General features: G+C 73.2%; 15 protein-coding genes. 3 read left to right on the forward strand and 12 right to left on the reverse strand.

Going from position 1 to position 16,160, the window contains the following annotated elements; genetic code table 11:
- Window positions 1-110: 110 nt before the first annotated feature.
- The 4 genes from ACSNOH_RS03530 to bldG all read right to left on the reverse strand — a co-directional run bounded on the left by ACSNOH_RS03530 (window position 111) and on the right by bldG (window position 4,772).
- A complete protein-coding gene (locus ACSNOH_RS03530; protein ID WP_436719681.1) occupies window positions 111-698 on the reverse strand; it encodes a small secreted protein in 588 nt (195 codons plus the stop codon).
- A 221-nt stretch (window positions 699-919) separates the two neighbouring features.
- Window positions 920-3,310 carry a sodium-translocating pyrophosphatase gene (locus tag ACSNOH_RS03535; protein ID WP_436719682.1) on the reverse strand — a complete coding sequence of 797 codons (2,391 nt, stop codon included), beginning with the start codon at window positions 3,308-3,310 and terminating at the stop codon, window positions 920-922.
- Between the two features lie 551 nt (window positions 3,311-3,861).
- Window positions 3,862-4,314, reverse strand: coding sequence for an ATP-binding protein (locus ACSNOH_RS03540; protein ID WP_436719683.1), 453 nt, complete (start codon window positions 4,312-4,314; stop codon window positions 3,862-3,864).
- Window positions 4,315-4,430: 116 nt separating this feature from the next.
- A complete protein-coding gene (bldG, locus tag ACSNOH_RS03545) occupies window positions 4,431-4,772 on the reverse strand; it encodes an anti-sigma factor antagonist BldG (protein WP_030367299.1) in 342 nt (113 codons plus the stop codon).
- Window positions 4,773-4,826: 54 nt separating this feature from the next.
- Here bldG and ACSNOH_RS03550 point away from each other — a divergent pair, with 54 nt between their 5' ends.
- Window positions 4,827-7,316 carry a DEAD/DEAH box helicase gene (locus ACSNOH_RS03550; protein WP_436719684.1) on the forward strand — a complete coding sequence of 830 codons (2,490 nt, stop codon included), beginning with the start codon at window positions 4,827-4,829 and terminating at the stop codon, window positions 7,314-7,316.
- On the opposite strand, the gene ACSNOH_RS03555 is transcribed toward ACSNOH_RS03550, so the two are convergent.
- From ACSNOH_RS03555 to ssd, 7 genes are all read right to left on the reverse strand, one after another.
- Window positions 7,246-7,665 (reverse strand): Rv3654c family TadE-like protein, encoded by a 420-nt coding sequence (locus tag ACSNOH_RS03555; RefSeq protein ID WP_436719685.1) that lies wholly within the window; start codon window positions 7,663-7,665, stop codon window positions 7,246-7,248. The two genes, ACSNOH_RS03550 and ACSNOH_RS03555, sit on opposite strands and share 71 nt — an antisense overlap.
- Window positions 7,643-7,981: a TadE family type IV pilus minor pilin gene (locus ACSNOH_RS03560; protein WP_436719722.1), complete on the reverse strand. Its 339-nt coding sequence runs from the start codon at window positions 7,979-7,981 to the stop codon at window positions 7,643-7,645. The genes ACSNOH_RS03555 and ACSNOH_RS03560 overlap by 23 nt, the downstream gene beginning before the upstream one ends.
- A gap of 163 nt (window positions 7,982-8,144) precedes the next feature.
- Entirely contained in the window at window positions 8,145-8,282 is a 138-nt protein-coding gene (locus ACSNOH_RS03565) for a DUF4244 domain-containing protein (RefSeq protein ID WP_436719686.1), read from the reverse strand.
- Between the two features lie 254 nt (window positions 8,283-8,536).
- A complete protein-coding gene (locus tag ACSNOH_RS03570) occupies window positions 8,537-9,346 on the reverse strand; it encodes a type II secretion system F family protein (RefSeq protein ID WP_436719687.1) in 810 nt (269 codons plus the stop codon).
- Entirely contained in the window at window positions 9,343-10,290 is a 948-nt protein-coding gene (locus ACSNOH_RS03575; protein ID WP_436719688.1) for a type II secretion system F family protein, read from the reverse strand. Before ACSNOH_RS03575 ends, ACSNOH_RS03570 begins: the two co-directional genes overlap by 4 nt.
- Window positions 10,287-11,444 (reverse strand): TadA family conjugal transfer-associated ATPase, encoded by a 1,158-nt coding sequence (locus tag ACSNOH_RS03580; protein ID WP_436719689.1) that lies wholly within the window; start codon window positions 11,442-11,444, stop codon window positions 10,287-10,289. The genes ACSNOH_RS03575 and ACSNOH_RS03580 overlap by 4 nt, the downstream gene beginning before the upstream one ends.
- On the reverse strand, window positions 11,441-12,553 hold the full coding sequence (ssd, locus tag ACSNOH_RS03585) for a septum site-determining protein Ssd (protein WP_436719690.1): 1,113 nt from the start codon (window positions 12,551-12,553) through the stop codon (window positions 11,441-11,443). Before ssd ends, ACSNOH_RS03580 begins: the two co-directional genes overlap by 4 nt.
- A 454-nt stretch (window positions 12,554-13,007) precedes the next feature.
- On the opposite strand from ssd, the gene ACSNOH_RS03590 reads away from it, so the two are divergent.
- Window positions 13,008-13,853, forward strand: coding sequence for an HAD family hydrolase (locus tag ACSNOH_RS03590; protein WP_436719691.1), 846 nt, complete (start codon window positions 13,008-13,010; stop codon window positions 13,851-13,853).
- 393 nt (window positions 13,854-14,246) lie between these two features.
- Here the strand turns inward: ACSNOH_RS03590 and ACSNOH_RS03595 are convergent, their stop codons facing one another.
- Window positions 14,247-15,068, reverse strand: coding sequence for an oxidoreductase (locus ACSNOH_RS03595; protein WP_436719692.1), 822 nt, complete (start codon window positions 15,066-15,068; stop codon window positions 14,247-14,249).
- A 101-nt stretch (window positions 15,069-15,169) separates the two neighbouring features.
- Here ACSNOH_RS03595 and ACSNOH_RS03600 point away from each other — a divergent pair, with 101 nt between their 5' ends.
- The gene (locus ACSNOH_RS03600; protein WP_436719693.1) at window positions 15,170-16,159 is read left to right on the forward strand and encodes an ATP-binding protein; all 990 of its coding nucleotides are present in this window, start codon (window positions 15,170-15,172) and stop codon (window positions 16,157-16,159) included.
- The last annotated feature ends 1 nt before the right edge of the window (window position 16,160 follow it).

A 16,160-nucleotide genomic window follows, 5' to 3' on the forward strand; every position in this document is an offset into this window, starting at 1 on the left:
TGTCGGGGGCGGCACCGGCAAACGCCGAAAGCGGCGGGGTGCGGCGGCGCCCCGCAGGGACGCGGCGGCGCCGTGCCCCGCCGCTCACCCGGCCCGGACGGCGCCCCGGGTCACTGCTTGGACGCCGAGGGCGCCGGTGCCGGCGAGAGCGTGTTCTTCTGGCAGCCCGGCTGCTTCGCCATGGCCTTGCCGACGTCGCCCTCCTGCAGCTTCTTGAGCGCCTCGGTGCTCTGGTTGCTGAGCTTGGAGACGTCGCCGCCGATGCCCCTGAGCCCCTCGCCGAACTTGTTCTTGTCGCCGGTGTCGAGGGCGTCGCTGCGCTTCTTCAGGTTCGCGTACGCCGTGGAGAGGTCGTTGAGCGCCTTGACGGCGTTCTTCTGGTTGGTCTCGCCGTCCTTGACGGGCGGCGCGCCCGCGCCCTGCACCGCGTCGGCGAGCGCCTTGTACGCGTCGACGCTGACCTGGAACGCCGCGGAGTCCGTCTGCTGGACCTTCTTGGAGTCCTCCTCGGTCTGGACGCTCGCGATCGACTTGTTGGCGTCCAGGATCTTCTTCACCTGAGGCTGCATCTGGTCGCAGACCTTCTTGGCCCAGTCGTCCAGTTTCTTCTTGCTCTGGTCGTCGTCGCCGCTGCAGCCGGTCAGCGCCAGCAGAAGCGCCGTACCGCCGGACAGTACGGCCGCAAGCTTCTTGTTCACCGGATCGGTCCCTTCGATGGCTCTCGGCCCGGAACTTACACGTCCGAGCGGGACCGCCCAGGAGCCGGGCACCCCGTATGCCCGCTTTTAGAGCCATTTGCATCAAGCTCAGCGTGTCATTCACCGCACCTGTGCACCGGGCCGGCGGCGTGGGTCGCGCTGCGTGCCGCCGGCCCGGGGCTCGGAGTACCGGAGTGCTGAGGTGCTGAGGTGTCAGTTTCTTACGACACCACCGCCGGATCGGCGGACTTCGCCGCCCGTTCGGCGTTCCCGTCGTCTCCCACGGCCACGCCGCGCCGCTTCGAGACGTACACCGCACCGACGATGACGACGATCGCCAGGACCGCGACGCCGATCCGCAGGCCCTTGTTGGCGTCGACGCCGTAGGAGAACTTGACCACCGCGGGGGCGATGAGCAGCGCCACCAGGTTCATCACCTTCAGCAGGGGGTTGATGGCCGGTCCGGCGGTGTCCTTGAAGGGGTCGCCGACCGTGTCGCCGATGACCGTGGCGGCGTGCGCCTCGCTGCCCTTGCCGCCGTGCTTGCCGTCCTCCACCAGCTTCTTGGCGTTGTCCCAGGCGCCACCGGAGTTGGCGAGGAAGACGGCCATCAGCGTGCCGGTGCCGATGGCGCCCGCGAGGTAGGAGCCGAGCGCGCCGACGCCGAGCGAGAAGCCGACGGCGATGGGCGCCATGACGGCCAGCAGGCCAGGCGTGGCGAGTTCGCGCAGCGCGTCCTTGGTGCAGATGTCCACCACGCGCCCGTACTCCGGCTTCTCGCTGTAGTCCATGATCCCGGGGTGCTCGCGGAACTGCCGCCGCACCTCGAAGACCACCGCGCCCGCCGACCGGGACACCGCGTTGATCGCCAGCCCGGAGAAGAGGAAGACGACCGCGGCCCCGAGGACCAGCCCGACGAGGTTGTTGGGCTGCGAGATGTCCAGACTCAGGCCCAGCTCCCCGGATTTGGCGTGCACGTCCTGCACGGCGGTGGCGATCGCGTCGCGGTACGAGCCGAAGAGCGCGGACGCCGCGAGGACGGCCGTGGCGATGGCTATGCCCTTGGTGATGGCCTTGGTGGTGTTGCCGACGGCGTCGAGGTCGGTGAGCACCTGCGCCCCGGCGCCCTCGACGTCGCCGGACATCTCGGCGATGCCCTGGGCGTTGTCGGAGACCGGGCCGAAGGTGTCCATCGCAACGATGACGCCGACGGTGGTCAGCAGGCCCGTGCCGGCGAGGGCGACGGCGAACAGGGCCAGCATGATGGACGTGCCGCCGAGCAGGAACGCCCCGTAGACGCCCAGCGCGATGAGCACGGCGGAGTAGACGGCGGACTCCAGGCCGATGGAGATGCCCGCGAGGACCACCGTCGCCGGGCCGGTCAGGGACGTCTTGCCGATGTCGCGCACCGGCCGCCGGCTGGTCTCCGTGAAGTAGCCCGTCAGCTGCTGGATGAGCGCGGCGAGGACGATGCCGATGGCCACGGCCACGAGGGCGAGCACCCTGGGGTCGCCGGAGTGGGCGCGGATGGCGTCGTCCCCGATGCCCTTGAGATCGGCGTAGCTGGAGGGCAGGTACGCGAACACCGCGACGGCCACCAGGGCCAGCGAGATGACGGCCGAGATGAAGAAGCCCCGGTTGATCGCGGTCATCCCGCTGCGGTCGGCGCGGCGCGGCGCGACCGCGAAGATGCCGATCATCGCCGTGAGCACGCCGATCGCCGGGACGAGCAGGGGGAAGGCGAGGCCCGCGTCGCCGAACGCCGCCTTGCCGAGGATCAGCGCGGCCACCAGCGTCACGGCGTACGACTCGAAGAGGTCGGCCGCCATGCCCGCGCAGTCGCCCACGTTGTCGCCGACGTTGTCCGCGATGGTGGCGGCGTTGCGCGGGTCGTCCTCGGGGATGCCCTGCTCGACCTTGCCTACGAGGTCGGCGCCGACGTCGGCCGCCTTGGTGAAGATGCCGCCGCCGACCCTCATGAACATGGCCAGCAGCGCCGCGCCGAAGCCGAATCCCTCCAGCACCTTGGGCGCGTCGGCGGCGTAGACGAGGACGACGCAGGAGGCGCCCAGCAGGCCGAGGCCGACGGTGAACATCCCGACGACGCCACCCGTCCGAAACGCAATCTTCATGGCGCGGTGGGAAACGGCCGTCAGGTCCTTCTCCGGCTCGCCCGGCGCCGGGGAGGCGTCCCGCGCCGCCGCGGCGACCCGCACATTGCTGCGCACGGCGAGCCACATGCCGATATAGCCGGTGGCCGCCGAGAACAGCGCTCCGATCAGGAAGAAGACCGAACGTCCGATGCGCTGCGACCAGTTGTCGGCCGGCAGGAGCATCAGGAGGAAGAACACCGCCACGGCGAACACACCGAGCGTGCGCAACTGCCGGGCGAGATAGGCGTTCGCGCCTTCCTGCACGGCCGCCGCGATCCTTCTCATGTTGTCGGTGCCCTCGCCCGCCGCGAGGACCTGCCGCACCAGGGCGACGGCGACCACGAGCGCCGCGAGCGCGACGGCCGCGATCACGATCACCATGGTGCGGTTGCCCTGGGTGAGTTCGGCTGCGAGATGCTGAGTGAAGTCCACCTGTGAAGGGGTGAAGGGCCCCGCCATTCGTCCTCCCTAGACGTTTGGCACATGGGCGCGCAGCTCCTCCGCGCCTTTGGTCCACGTTCGGCCCACGGGCGCGGAACAGCAGCCACGCTCAGGCGTCCTGAGCTCAAGATGGACGGATTGTAGGGAGCCCGGCGAGATCAAAACAGAGCGCGGCAAAGGGAATTGGCCTGTGCAAGTGAAGATCGAGTGAATGATCCGCACAATAAACGATCGCGCACGGAGATCGGAAATGGAGATCGGTAATGAGATCGAAAAGGGAGATCCATTCCGGGGCGGGCAATTGATCAGCGAAGAGATCGCGGATTACTGCTGATCAATTCGGCGGAAGGCGGGCGGAAGGCGGGAGGCCGGCCGGGCGCGGCAGAAGCGGGCCGCACGGGCCCGGCGGGGACCGGCAAGGGCCGGTGAAGGGACGCCCGCGGGTCATCGACTAGCTGCAGACAAGCCCAGATAAGCCGCAGACAAGCCGCCGATGTGGCGCGATCCCGGTGCAGCCGGGAATTACGTCCGATCGCGGAGGAAGGCGTACGGCAATGGGCCCGGACGGGCTACGGCAGCACGGTGGCGGGGACGATCGGCCAGCTCATACGGATCAGGCCGCCGCGCTCGTCCGCGGTCACCTCGACATCGTCGACCAGGCCGCTGATGACGGCGAGGCCCATGTCGTCCTCGCTGTCGGCGCCGGCGTCCTCATGCGCGGCCGCGGGGCGCTCCGAACCGTTCGCGGAGGCGAGCTCGAGCGGCGCCGGGCGGGGGGCGTCGTCCCCCACCTCGATGGAGAACTTCTTCTCCTCCTCGATCAGCGTCACCCGCACGGGCGTGGCCACCTCATGGGTGATGTGCAGGCCGACCGCGCGCGAACAGGCCTCGCCCACGGCGAGCCGGAGCTCGTCCAGCACGGCCTCGTCCACACCGGCGCGGCGCGCCACCGCGGCCGCCACCAGCCGAGCGGTCCGGACATGCTCGGGAAGGGCACTGAAGAGCAGTTCGACGGTGGCCATGCCATCCCCCTCGGTCGTACGTGCCCTCTCCCCCTCATCCGGAAAAGGGCGGACTCACGAGGGGGCCGGACCCACGGGCCCGGGTGCCCCCCGCGTGACAGTCTTCCCCGGCGGCCTCAGTCGGTCGCCTGCACCGCATCCTCCACCGAGGTGTGGATGGGGAACACCTTGGTGAGTCCGGTGATACGGAAAATCTTGAGAATGCGCTCCTGGTTGCAGACCAGGCGCAGCGAGCCCTCGTGGGCACGCACCCGCTTCAGCCCGCCGACCAGGACGCCGAGCCCGGTGGAGTCGAGGAAGTCGACGCCCTCCATGTCCACGACGAGGTGATAGCTGCCGTCGTTGACAAGCTCGACCAGCTGCTCACGCAGCTTGGGCGCGGTGTACACATCAATCTCGCCACCGACCCGGACAACCGTACGGTCGCCTACGGTCTCGGTCGACAGGGACAGGTCCACGGATCCTCCAGCACCTTGCATCGAGCGGTCGCCCCCCATGGATCGGCAGCCGCGATGGCATTCAATCACTTACCGGCAGGCGCGCACGACGCCTTGACGCCATTGTCCGTCACGCCAGTGACACACTCGGTGCCGATGGCCAACGATCAACTCCCGCCGGAGGCGGGCGTACATCCCGCTCCCCGGACAGTCCTCGACCGGCTGACCGCCGGGACCGACCGGGCTGCACGCATCACTCATACGGAGCACTTGCCCCCGCGTCCGGGACGTCATGCCCCCTGGCCTGAGCAGATCCGGCCGGAAGTGCTCGACGCCGTCCGGGCGGCCGGCATCGAGCGGCCCTGGGCCCACCAGGCGCTCACCGCCGGGCACGCGCTGCGCGGCGAGTCGGTCGTCGTGGCCACCGGCACCGCCTCGGGGAAGTCCCTCGCCTACCTGGCGCCGGTCCTCAGCACCCTGCTGGACGGCTCGGAGGCCCCGAACGGCCGCGGCGCGACCGCCCTGTACCTCGCCCCCACCAAGGCCCTCGCCGCCGACCAGCGGCGCGCCGTGCGCGCCCTCGCCGAGCCCCTCGGCAAGGGCGTGCGGCCCGCCGTCTACGACGGCGACACCCCGGTCGAGGAGCGGGAGTGGGTGCGCCAGTACGCCAATTACGCGCTCACCAACCCCGACATGCTCCACCGCTCCATCCTGCCCGCCCACCCCAGGTGGTCCTCCTTCCTGCGCGCCCTGCGCTACGTCGTCATCGACGAGTGCCACACCTACCGGGGCGTCTTCGGCTCGCACGTCGCCCAGGTGCTGCGCCGCCTGCGGCGCGTCTGCGCCCGCTACGGGTCCGATCCGGTCTTCCTCCTCGCCTCGGCCACCGCCTCCGACCCGGCCACCGCCGCGACCCGGCTCACGGGCGTCCCGGTGGCGGAGATCACCGAGGACGCCTCCCCGCGCGGCGAACTCGTCTTCGCCCTGTGGGAGCCCCCGCTCACCGAGCTCCACGGCGAGCGGGGGGCACCCGTGCGCCGCACCGCCACGGCCGAGAGCGCCGACCTCCTCACCGACCTCGTCGTCCAGGGCGTCCGCACGGTCGCCTTCGTGCGCTCACGGCGCGGCGCCGAGCTCATCGCCCTGATCGCCCAGGAGCGCCTCGCCGCCGTGGACCGCTCGCTCCCCGGGCGTGTCGCCGCCTATCGCGGCGGCTACCTCCCCGAGGAGCGCCGCGCCATCGAGCACGCCCTGCACACCGGCGAGCTGCTCGGCCTGTCCGCCACGACCGCCCTGGAGCTGGGCGTCGACGTCGCGGGCCTCGACGCCGTCCTCCTGACGGGCTACCCGGGCACCCGGGCCTCCCTGTGGCAGCAGGCCGGCCGCGCGGGCCGTACGGGCCGGGGGGCCCTGGCCGTCCTGGTCGCCCGCGACGACCCGCTGGACACCTACCTCGTCCACCACCCGGAGGCGCTCTTCCGGCAGCCCGTGGAATCCACCGTCCTCGATCCCGACAACCCCTACGTCCTCGCCCCCCACCTGTGCGCCGCGGCCGCCGAGCTGCCGCTCACCGAGGCCGACCTGGCCCTCTTCGGGCCCGCGGCCCCGGACGTGCTCACCCGCCTCGAAGAGCGCAAGCTGCTCCGCCGCCGCGGCGCCGCCTGGCACTGGACCCGCCGCGAGCGCGCCGCCGACCTGACCGACATCCGGGGCGGCGGCGGCCGGCCCGTCCAGGTCGTGGAGGAGGGCACCGGCCGCCTGCTGGGCACGGTGGACGCGGCCGCGGCCCACGCCTCCGTCCACGAGGGCGCCGTCCACCTCCACCAGGGCCGCACCTACCTCGTCCGCCGCCTCGACCTGGAGGACTCCGTCGCCCTCGTCGAGCAGGCCGACCCGCCGTACTCGACCACCGCCCGCGACACCACCTCCATCTCCATCCTGGAAACCGACGCCGAGATCCCTTGGGGAGAGGCCCGGCTGTGCTTCGGCTCGGTCGAGGTCACCAACCAGGTCGTCTCCTTCCTGCGGCGCCGGCTGATCACCGGCGAGATCCTCGGCGAGTCCAAGCTGGACCTGCCGCCCCGCACGCTGCGCACCCGCGCCGTGTGGTGGACCGTCACCGAGGACCAGCTCGACGAGGCCCGGATCGACCCCGAGGCCCTCGGAGGGGCCCTGCACGCCGCGGAACACGCCTCCATCGGCATGCTCCCCCTCTTCGCCACCTGCGACCGCTGGGACATCGGCGGCGTCTCTGTCCCGCTGCACCCGGACACGCTCCTGCCGACCGTGTTCGTCTACGACGGCCACCCGGGCGGCGCCGGCTTCGCCGAGCGTGCCTTCCGCACCGCCGCCCGCTGGCTCGCCGCCACCCGCGAGGCGATCGCCGCCTGCGAGTGCGACACGGGCTGCCCGTCCTGCGTGCAGTCCCCCAAGTGCGGCAACGGCAACGATCCCCTCGACAAGCGAGCCGCGATCCGTCTCCTCACCCGCCTCCTCAGGGATGCCCCGCAGGACGAGCCCCCGGGACCGGGAGGAAAACAGCGGCCGGTTCCGCCACCGGAGTGAACCCCGCCGCTTCGGCGGGCCCCGCGCGCGACCGCACCCGGACGGCATACGGCCCCGCCCGGGCCTCGGCCGCGACCTCGGCGACCTCCCCGCTCACGGCGCAGGACACCACTCTCGTCCGCTGGGCGGCGGCCACGCGCCGGGCGAGGCCGCAGGCGGTCTCCTGCCCTTCGAGGGCGTGGTCCGCCGCGGCCAGCGCGGCCAGATCCGCCGCGCCGCCCGCCCGGTGGCGGGCCACCACGGCCTGCCCCATGGCCAGCAGCGCCGCGAACACCGCGCAGAGAGCCGCGGCCGCGACCGCCACCCACACCGTGGCCGTCCCCCGGTCACCGCACCGTCTCTTCCGCAAGGGCCACCGCCTCTCCGCCCAGCCGCACGGCGAGCGGCCCCGCCGCGCGGGCCTCGACCCGCACCCGTACGAGGTCGCCTTCCCGGGCGACCGCGATGCGGGCCCCCTGCGGCGCGGCGGACCGGGCCGCCGCGACCGCCGCCGCCTCCGGATCCGACCTCGCGGCCGCCCGCGCACCCGCCCTGGCAGCGTCCACGCACTGGATCTGCGCCGCCGCGGCCATCAGCCCCCAGATAAGGGCCATGCCGAACAGCACCAGCGCCGGAAGCACCATCGCGGCCTCGGCGGTCACATAGCCGCCCTCGCAGCGCGGCAGCCCTCCCGGGGCGCCGCCCCGGGCCGGGACGGCCGGAAGGTACCGCCCCGGTCCGCGGCCGGATCCGGCGAGGACGACCCTGCCGGATCCACCGTCAGAGTCCGGCCCCGGCCGGGCATGTCGCCCCGGCGGCCCGCACACGTGCGAGCCGCCCGACGCCCCGTCAGGACGGCGCATTGAGCGCCCTCCCGATGAGCCCCTGCAGGGCCGCACTGACCGCTCCGCTGGTGACCACCTTGTAGAGCACGGCGGCGAGCGCACAGGCGGCCACGGTGCCGACGGCATACTCGGCCGTCGACATGCCCGTGTCCCCGGCCGCGAGGGCCCACCGCCTGCCCGTCCGCCATGGCACCGGCCAGCGCCACGGCTGCACCCATCCACCGGGCCACCACCGGGCCCGCGGCCCGCTCAGCGAACGGCTCCCCGCAAGGATCGGCGGTCCTCCGTACACCCCGCACCAGGCCCGGGGACCCCACGCCCTCCGCACCGTCATCGACTTGCCCACCATTGCCTTCCCCACCGGCATCGCTGCCACGACCTGCATCCCGCTCACCGTCAATGTCCTTTCGTCAGACCACTCGCCAGACCGATCACCACGGGCACGACCCCGACCGTCAGGAACGCGGGCAGGAAGCACAGCCCGAGCGGGGCCGTCGCCAGGACGCCCGCGCGCCGGGCCCGTATGCCCGCCGCCCTGCCGCGCTCGGCCCGCAACCGGCCGGCGAGCCGCGACATGGGCTCCACAGCGGGCACTCCCGTCGCCTGCGCCCGTTCCAGGCAGCGGGCGAGACCCCGGGCTCCCGGAAGGCCGCCCAAGCGGCTCCAGGCCGTGGCCGGGTCGCCGCCGAGCCGGACTTCCGCCGCCGCGCGTGCGAGCCGTTCACCCACAGGGCCGCCCAGCGACAGGCCGACTGCTTCGGCCGCTTCCCTGGGCCCGGCACCGGCCGCCAGGCATGCGGCCATCAGGTCGGCAGCCAGGGGAAGTTGCCTCCCGGCCTCCTCCGGCAGAGCCTGTGCCGGTCCCCGGGCCTCCGCGCCGGCCCTCTTTCGGCTCCGCAGCCACCGCCAAGTGCCGTACGCCGCGGCGAGTCCCGCCGCGCACCCGGCCGCTCCGCCGAGGAGGATGAACCCGGCGGCTCCGGCCGCCGCGGCCAGAAGCCGGTCGCGAACTCCCGGCAGCCTCGCGGCCCGGGCCCGCAGCCCGCGCGCCTTGGCGGCCGTGGCCGGTTCGCACTCGAACAGAGCGGCCGCCCGGCGACGCGCCGCCCGCCTCCTGCGGATCCGGGCCGCCGCGCTCACCGCGCAGGCGGACGCGGCCCCCGCAAGAATCGCCATCCACAGGCTGTGGATAACATCCGCGCTCACGAGCCGACCCTTTCCGCGGAGGGGCCGGGCCGGGAACCTACGCGCTCGCCGCGCGCCCCGGGCTCCCCCGCTGCCTTCCGCACGATCCGCCCGGTCCAGGCGATGCCGGCGCCCTCCAGGAGCCCGCCGAGCAGCAGGCAGCCGAGCCCGGCGGGAGTGTGCAGCAGCACTCTCAGCGGAGCCGCACCCAGCGCACTGCCCATCAGCAGGGCCAGCACCGGCAGCAGCGCCAGCATCACAGCGGTGGACCGGGCGCCGGCCAACTGGGCCCGCAGCTCCTCGCGTTGGTCCCGCTCGGAGCTCAGCGCGGCCGCCACCCGTTCGAGCCCCGATGCGAGCCCCGCACCTCCGTCCACGGCCACGCGCCAGCACGCGGCCACCCCGTGCAGCCCCTCGGCGCCGGGATGCCCGGCCACGCCCCGGAGGGCCTTCGGCACATCGCCGCCGAACCTCGCCGCCGCGGCCACGGACGCCCACTGCGCGCCCAGGTCTCCCGCGGGCACACCGGCCAGCGCCTGGCCGGGCTGCCTGCCCGCCCGCAGTTCGCCCGCGACCGCCCCGCACAGCTCGATCACGGCCGCCTCCCGCCGCTCCCGCTCGCTCCGCTCACGCCGGGCGGCCAGCCACCTCCGTACAAGCGGAACGGCCACCAGGGCAGCCGCCAGCGGGAGCAGCGACGACCCCAACAGGGCCAGCACGCCGCCGGCCGGCAGACACATCAGCTCCCACCGGGCCTCCACCCACCGCCGCAGCCGGGCGGCCTGCTCGCCCGCCCAAGCCGACGGCCAGGGGCCGGCGGGCGCAGCGGATCCGCCGCCCGCGAACAGCAGCCGGGCGCGGTGCAGCTCCCGGCCGGGGCCGCTCAGCGGCCAGGCCATGAACAGCGCGCTCAGCGCGGCCACGCCCGTGATCGTGGCCTGCGGCATCGCCTCGGAGGCCGTCACAGCGTCACTCCGCCGCGCTCGCACAGCCCGGCCAGCCGCGCCCATCCGCGCTCCCGCTGAAAGCCCCCGGCTCCCCGCACAACGGCCGGCACCGTGGTGACGAACCCGGCAGGATCCCGGTCGAGCACGTGCACCTCGGCGACGCGCCGCAGCCCGCCCCGCTCCCGTACGAGGTGGATCACAACGGACAGGCCGGCCGCCAATTGGCTGTGCAGGGCGGCCCGGTCGAGCCCGGCTGCCGAGCCCAGCGCCTCAAGCCGGGCGGGCACGTCCGCCGCGGCGTTCGCGTGCACCGTGCCGCAGCCGCCCTCATGGCCCGTGTTGAGGGCGGCCAGCAGGTCCGTGACCTCCGCGCCGCGGACCTCGCCGACCACCAGCCGGTCGGGCCGCATGCGCAGGGCCTGCCGGACCAGATCCCGCAGGGTGACCAGGCCCATGCCCTCCTGGTTCGCCGGGCGGGTCTCCAGCCGGACCACGTGGGGGTGGTCGGGGCGCAGTTCGGCGGAGTCCTCGGCGAGGACGATCCGCTCGTCGGGGGCCACCAGCCCGAGCAGGGTGGTCAGCAGCGTCGTCTTGCCGCAGCCCGTTCCGCCGCTGATCACGAACGACAGCCGTGCTTCCAGCACCGCCCGCAGCAGCCGGTCCCCGCCCGGCGGCACGGTCCCGGCGGCCACCAGATCGTCCAGGGTGAACGCGCGGGGGCGCACGACGCGCAGTGACAGGCAGGTGGAGCCGACGGCGATCGGGGGCAGCACCGCGTGCAGGCGCGTCCCGTCGGGCAGGCGGGCGTCCACCCAGGGACGGGCGTCGTCCAGCCTGCGCCCGGCGATGGCGGCGAGCCGCTGGGCGAGCCTGCGCACGGCCGCGGCGTCCGGGAAGACGACGTCCGTGCGCTGCAGGCCCGCGCCCCGGTCGACCCAGACCTGGTCGGGCGCCGTGACGAGGACGTCGGTGACGTCGGGCTCGGCCAGCAGCCGTTCCAGCGGGCCGGCGCCGATCAGCTCGGAGCGCAGCCGGGCCGCGACGCCGAGGATCTCGGCGTCGCCCAGCAGCCGCCCCTCCTGCCGCAGCGCCTCGGCGACCTTGGCGGGCGTCGGCTCGGCGCCGCTCTCGGCCAGCCTCAGCCGTACGGCTTCCAGCAGTCCGGCGCTCATGACGACGCCCCCTGAAGGGCCTCGAAACAGGCCCAGAAGTCGGTGCAGAAGCGGGCCAGCGGGCCGCGCTCGCCGCCCGGCGGCCTGCCCGCCGCGAGCGCGGCCGCCAGGCCCGTCTCCGCGGGGAGTTCGCCGGCGAGGGGCAGGCCGAGGAGGCGGGAGACCTGCTCGCCGTCCAGGCCGGCGGCGCGCGGCGTGCGGACGACGACCCGCAGATCACCGACGACGGCTCCGGCGGTGGCGGCGACGCGGTGCGCCGCGGCCACGGCCCGCAGCTCCGCCGGCACCACCAGCAGGCCCGCGTCGAGCTGTCCGAGGGCTTCGAGAGCCGCTTCGTCGAGCCGGCGCGGCAGATCGACGACCACCGCGCCGCCACGGCGGCGCGCCGCGGCCAGCACGGCCTTCATCGCCTCGGGCGGAACGGCCGTGCAGGGGCTGCGGTCCCAGCTGAGCAGGCGCATGGAGTGGAGCTCGGGCAGGGCTTCCTCCAGCGCCCGGCACGCCACCCGCCCCCGGGAGTCGGCGAATGCCGGCCAGCGCAGCCCCTCGGCCCTTTCGCCGCCGAGCAGGACGTCGAGGCCGCCGCCCAGCGGATCGCCGTCGATGAGCATGGTGCGCCGGCCGGCGGCGGCAGCGCTGACCGCGAGGGCGCACGCCAGCGTGCTCGCGCCCGCGCCGCCGCATCCGCCGATCGCCCCGACGGTCAGGGCGGGCCGCCCGGCGCCTTCGACGGCGTCGGCGATCCGCTCGACGAGCCGGCCCTCGCAGCCGGGCAGCAGCGCCACATCCCGCGCGCCGGCTTCCATGGCCAGCCGCCACACCGCGTCGTCGCCGCGGTCCCGGCCGACGAGCACGACCGCATCCCCGTGGGCCGCGAGGCGCGAGCCGCGCAGCCGACGCGCGCAGTCCTCCCCGACCAGGATCAGCGGTGGATCCAGCCCGGCACCGCGGCGCGCCGGGGCGCCGTGCGCCACTTCGGGCACGGCACCGGCCGCCGCGCACAGGCGCAGCAGGTCGTCGAGCAGCTCCTCGTCCTCGGCGATGATCAGTGGTCCGCGCTGCCTCCCGCCGGCGGCGGTCGGCCATTCGGATGCGCTGGTTCCGGCCACGGCGTCCTCCCCGTCTCAACTGCGCGCTCTCGCATCCGCGGACATCGCGGAAGAGCGCGGGGAATCACCGTGCAGCGAACTGGAAAATAATGTGGATCTTGGTCAAAAACTGTGGACAACTCCGCCGCTGTGAATATCCCGGTCACCTATACCGGTGACTTCCGCAGAGCAGCCCGCCGATTACGCTGAGTAGCGTGTATGAAGGGAGGGAGGCAGCCGCCGAGCGAGCGGCGCGGGAGGGAGGAATGCCGGGTGAGGGCCCGCAAAATGCATCCGGACATGCGACGACCCCCGCCGGGGGGGAGAGCGGGGGTCGTCCCCACGGCCGACTCGGGGGGGGAGGAGTCGGGCCGGGTTAGACACGGTCGCGAACGATCCGTGACTTCCATGGTGTACCCGAGAGCCTTCTCAGGCAAACCCACACGCCTCAGCTTACGCCGAATGGAGGGCGCCTATGCTCGGCACCGTGGAAAACCACTCGTTGCCCCGGACAGCCGCGTTCTTTGATCTGGACAAGACGGTCATTGCGAAGTCGAGCACGCTCACCTTCAGCAAGTCGTTCTACCAAGGTGGCTTGATCAACCGGCGCGCCGTGCTGCGCACCGCGTACGCACAGTTCGTCTTCCTCGCCGGCGGAGCCGATCACGATCAGATGGAGCGGATGCGCGAGTATCTCTCGGCGCTCTGCAGGGGCTGGAATGTCCAGCAGGTCCGCGAGATCGTCGCCGAGACCCTGCACGAACTCATCGACCCGATCATTTACGACGAAGCCGCCTCCCTCATCGAAGCACACCACACCGCCGGGCGCGACGTGGTGATTGTCAGCACCTCCGGCGCCGAGGTCGTCGAGCCCATCGGCGAACTGCTCGGTGCGGACCGCGTCGTGGCCACCCGCATGGTCGTCGAGGACGGCGCCTTCACCGGCGAAGTGGAGTACTACGCCTACGGCCCCACCAAGGCCGAAGCCATCAGGGAGCTCGCCGAGTCGGAGGGCTACGACCTCTCCCGGTGCTACGCGTACAGCGACTCCGTCACCGACATCCCCATGCTCGAAACCGTCGGCCACCCGCACGCCGTCAACCCCGACCGGGCCCTGCGCCGGGAAGCGGCCGCCCGCGACTGGCCGGTCCTCTCCTTCAACCGCCCCGTCCGGCTCAAGCAGCGGGTGCCCGCCCTGTCGATGCCCTCACGCCCCGCGCTGGTCGCCGCGGCCGCCGTCGGCGCCGCCGCCGCGACCGCGGGTCTGGTCTGGCTGGCCGGTCGGCGCCGGGATTCCGGCACCCGCTTTGCCCGGGTTTAGCGCTACATACAAAGAACTGCGGCCCGGCCTTCCGCATCGGCGGCGACAGGAGTAGAAAGGACTTAACGGCCCGCGAGACCAGGGACATCCGGGAGGACGCCCTTCACGCACCACGGCCCCACGGACCGAAGCATGAACGTCGGGCACCCACGCGACGCCGACCCGTCGATTACGGGCCAGCCGCACCAGGTGACGGGCAAAGTCCCCGGCCTGATGGGCAAACATCGTGCACGCATGGTAACCCGGCGAACATGCCAGCGGCGGTACCGGAATTGACCGGTACCGCTGCAGCCTTTCCCGGCGCTTTCGCCGCCCTTCCGGCCCTTCCGAGCAGACCTGCGCCGGGCAGGCCTCCGCCCCGTCAGGCGGCCCGCCCGGCGGCGTTCCACAGGCTCAGGCGGCGCCGCGCTGGAGTGCTTCGCACACCGCGGTGCTCTCCCGCACGCCCAGCTCGACCGCGCGGCCGCAGTGCGCGATCCAGGCACCGACCCCCTCAGGAGTGCCCGACGCATAGCCGTCGAGCGCCGCGAGATAGGCATCCGCACCCAGCTCGGCGTGGCCGACCTCGGCCGGGCAGACCGACTTGGGGTCGAGCCCGCTGCCCACCAGCACGATCCGCTCCGCTGCCCGCGCGACCAAGCCGTTGTCCGACCCGAAGGGACGCAGCGCGAGCAGCTCGCCGTGCACCACGGCCGCCGTCACCAGCGCCGGCGCCTCCGTGCCCGCGAGGAGCAGCCCCGCCAGGCCTTCGAGCCGCCCGGCCACCTCCGACGCGCTGGGCACCGCCAGCCGGACCAGCGGCTCGTCGACCGCCTCGCCCGCCAGCCGGGGCCGGCCGACCGTCTCGTCCGGCCGCGTCCCGCCCGCGGCCACCAGGTGCAGCCTGGCCAGCACCCGCAGCGGCGACTGCCGCCACACGCTCAGCAGCTGCCCCGCCTCCGCGGTCAGCCGCAGGGCCGCCCCCACCGTCCGCGCCTCCCCCTCGACGCCGAAGTCGGTGCGGCGGCGCACCTCTTCGAGCGCCCAGTCGGCACCGGACAGCGCGGCCGAGCCGCGCGCGCCGCGCAGCGCGGCCTCGGAAGTGATCTCGTTGCTGCGGCGGCGCATCACCCGGTGCCCGTAGACGCGGTCCACCGCCTTGCGCACGGAGTCCACGGAGTCGGCCACGCCGGGGAGCGAGGCCAGGGCGGCGAGCGGATCGGCAGTCGTACTCATGCGTAAGACAGTACGCACTTCGGGTCTACACCCCTCGAACGAGTGGTCTTCTTCACGCACTGCTCTCACTCCGTGCAGCCTCCCCCCTACGCTTGGTGAACATGAAGATCGCTTTCGTAGGGAAGGGCGGCAGCGGCAAGACGACGCTGTCCTCGCTGTTCATCCGCCATCTCGCCGCGGACCGCGCCCCCGTCGTCGCGGTGGACGCCGACATCAACCAGCACCTCGGCGCGGCGCTCGGGCTGGACGAGGAGGAGACCTCCGCACTGCCCGCGATGGGTGCTCAGCTCCCCCTGATCAAGAACTACCTGCGCGGCAGCAACCCCCGCATCACCTCCGCCGAGACGATGATCAAGACGACGCCGCCGGGCGAGGGCTCGCGCCTGCTGCGGATCGCCGAGGACAACCCGGTCTACGACGCCTGCGCCCGCCCCGTCGAGCTCGACGGCGGGCCGGTGCGGCTGATGGTGACGGGCCCGTTCACCGAGTCCGACCTCGGGGTGGCCTGCTACCACTCCAAGGTCGGGGCGGTCGAGCTGTGCCTCAACCACCTGGTGGACGGCCCCGGGGAGTACGTCGTCGTCGACATGACGGCCGGCAGCGACTCCTTCGCCTCGGGCATGTTCACCCGGTTCGACATGACGTTCCTGGTGGCCGAGCCCACCCGCAAGGGCGTGTCGGTCTACCGCCAGTACAAGGAGTACGCGCGCGACTTCGGCGTCTGCCTCAAGGTCGTGGGCAACAAGGTCCAGGGCCAGGACGACATCGAGTTCCTGCGCGACGAGGTCGGCGAGGACCTGCTGGTGACCTTCGGCCACTCCGACTGGGTGCGGGCCATGGAGAAGGGCCGGCCGCCCCGCTTCGGCCTGCTGGAGGAGCACAACCACCGGGCGCTGCGCGTCCTGCGCGAGACGGCGGACGGCTCGTACGAGCTGCGGGACTGGCAGCGCTACACCCGCCAGATGGTGCACTTCCACCTGAAGAACGCGGAGAGCTGGGGCAACGCCAAGACGGGCGCCGACCTGGCGGCCCAGGTCGACCCGTCCTTCGTCCTGGACGAGAGCTGGGCGTCCGCACCGCAGCCCGCCTGAC

Origin of the sequence: Streptomyces sp. URMC 127 (assembly GCF_051386535.1) — a bacterium.
GTDB lineage: Bacteria > Actinomycetota > Actinomycetes > Streptomycetales > Streptomycetaceae > Streptomyces.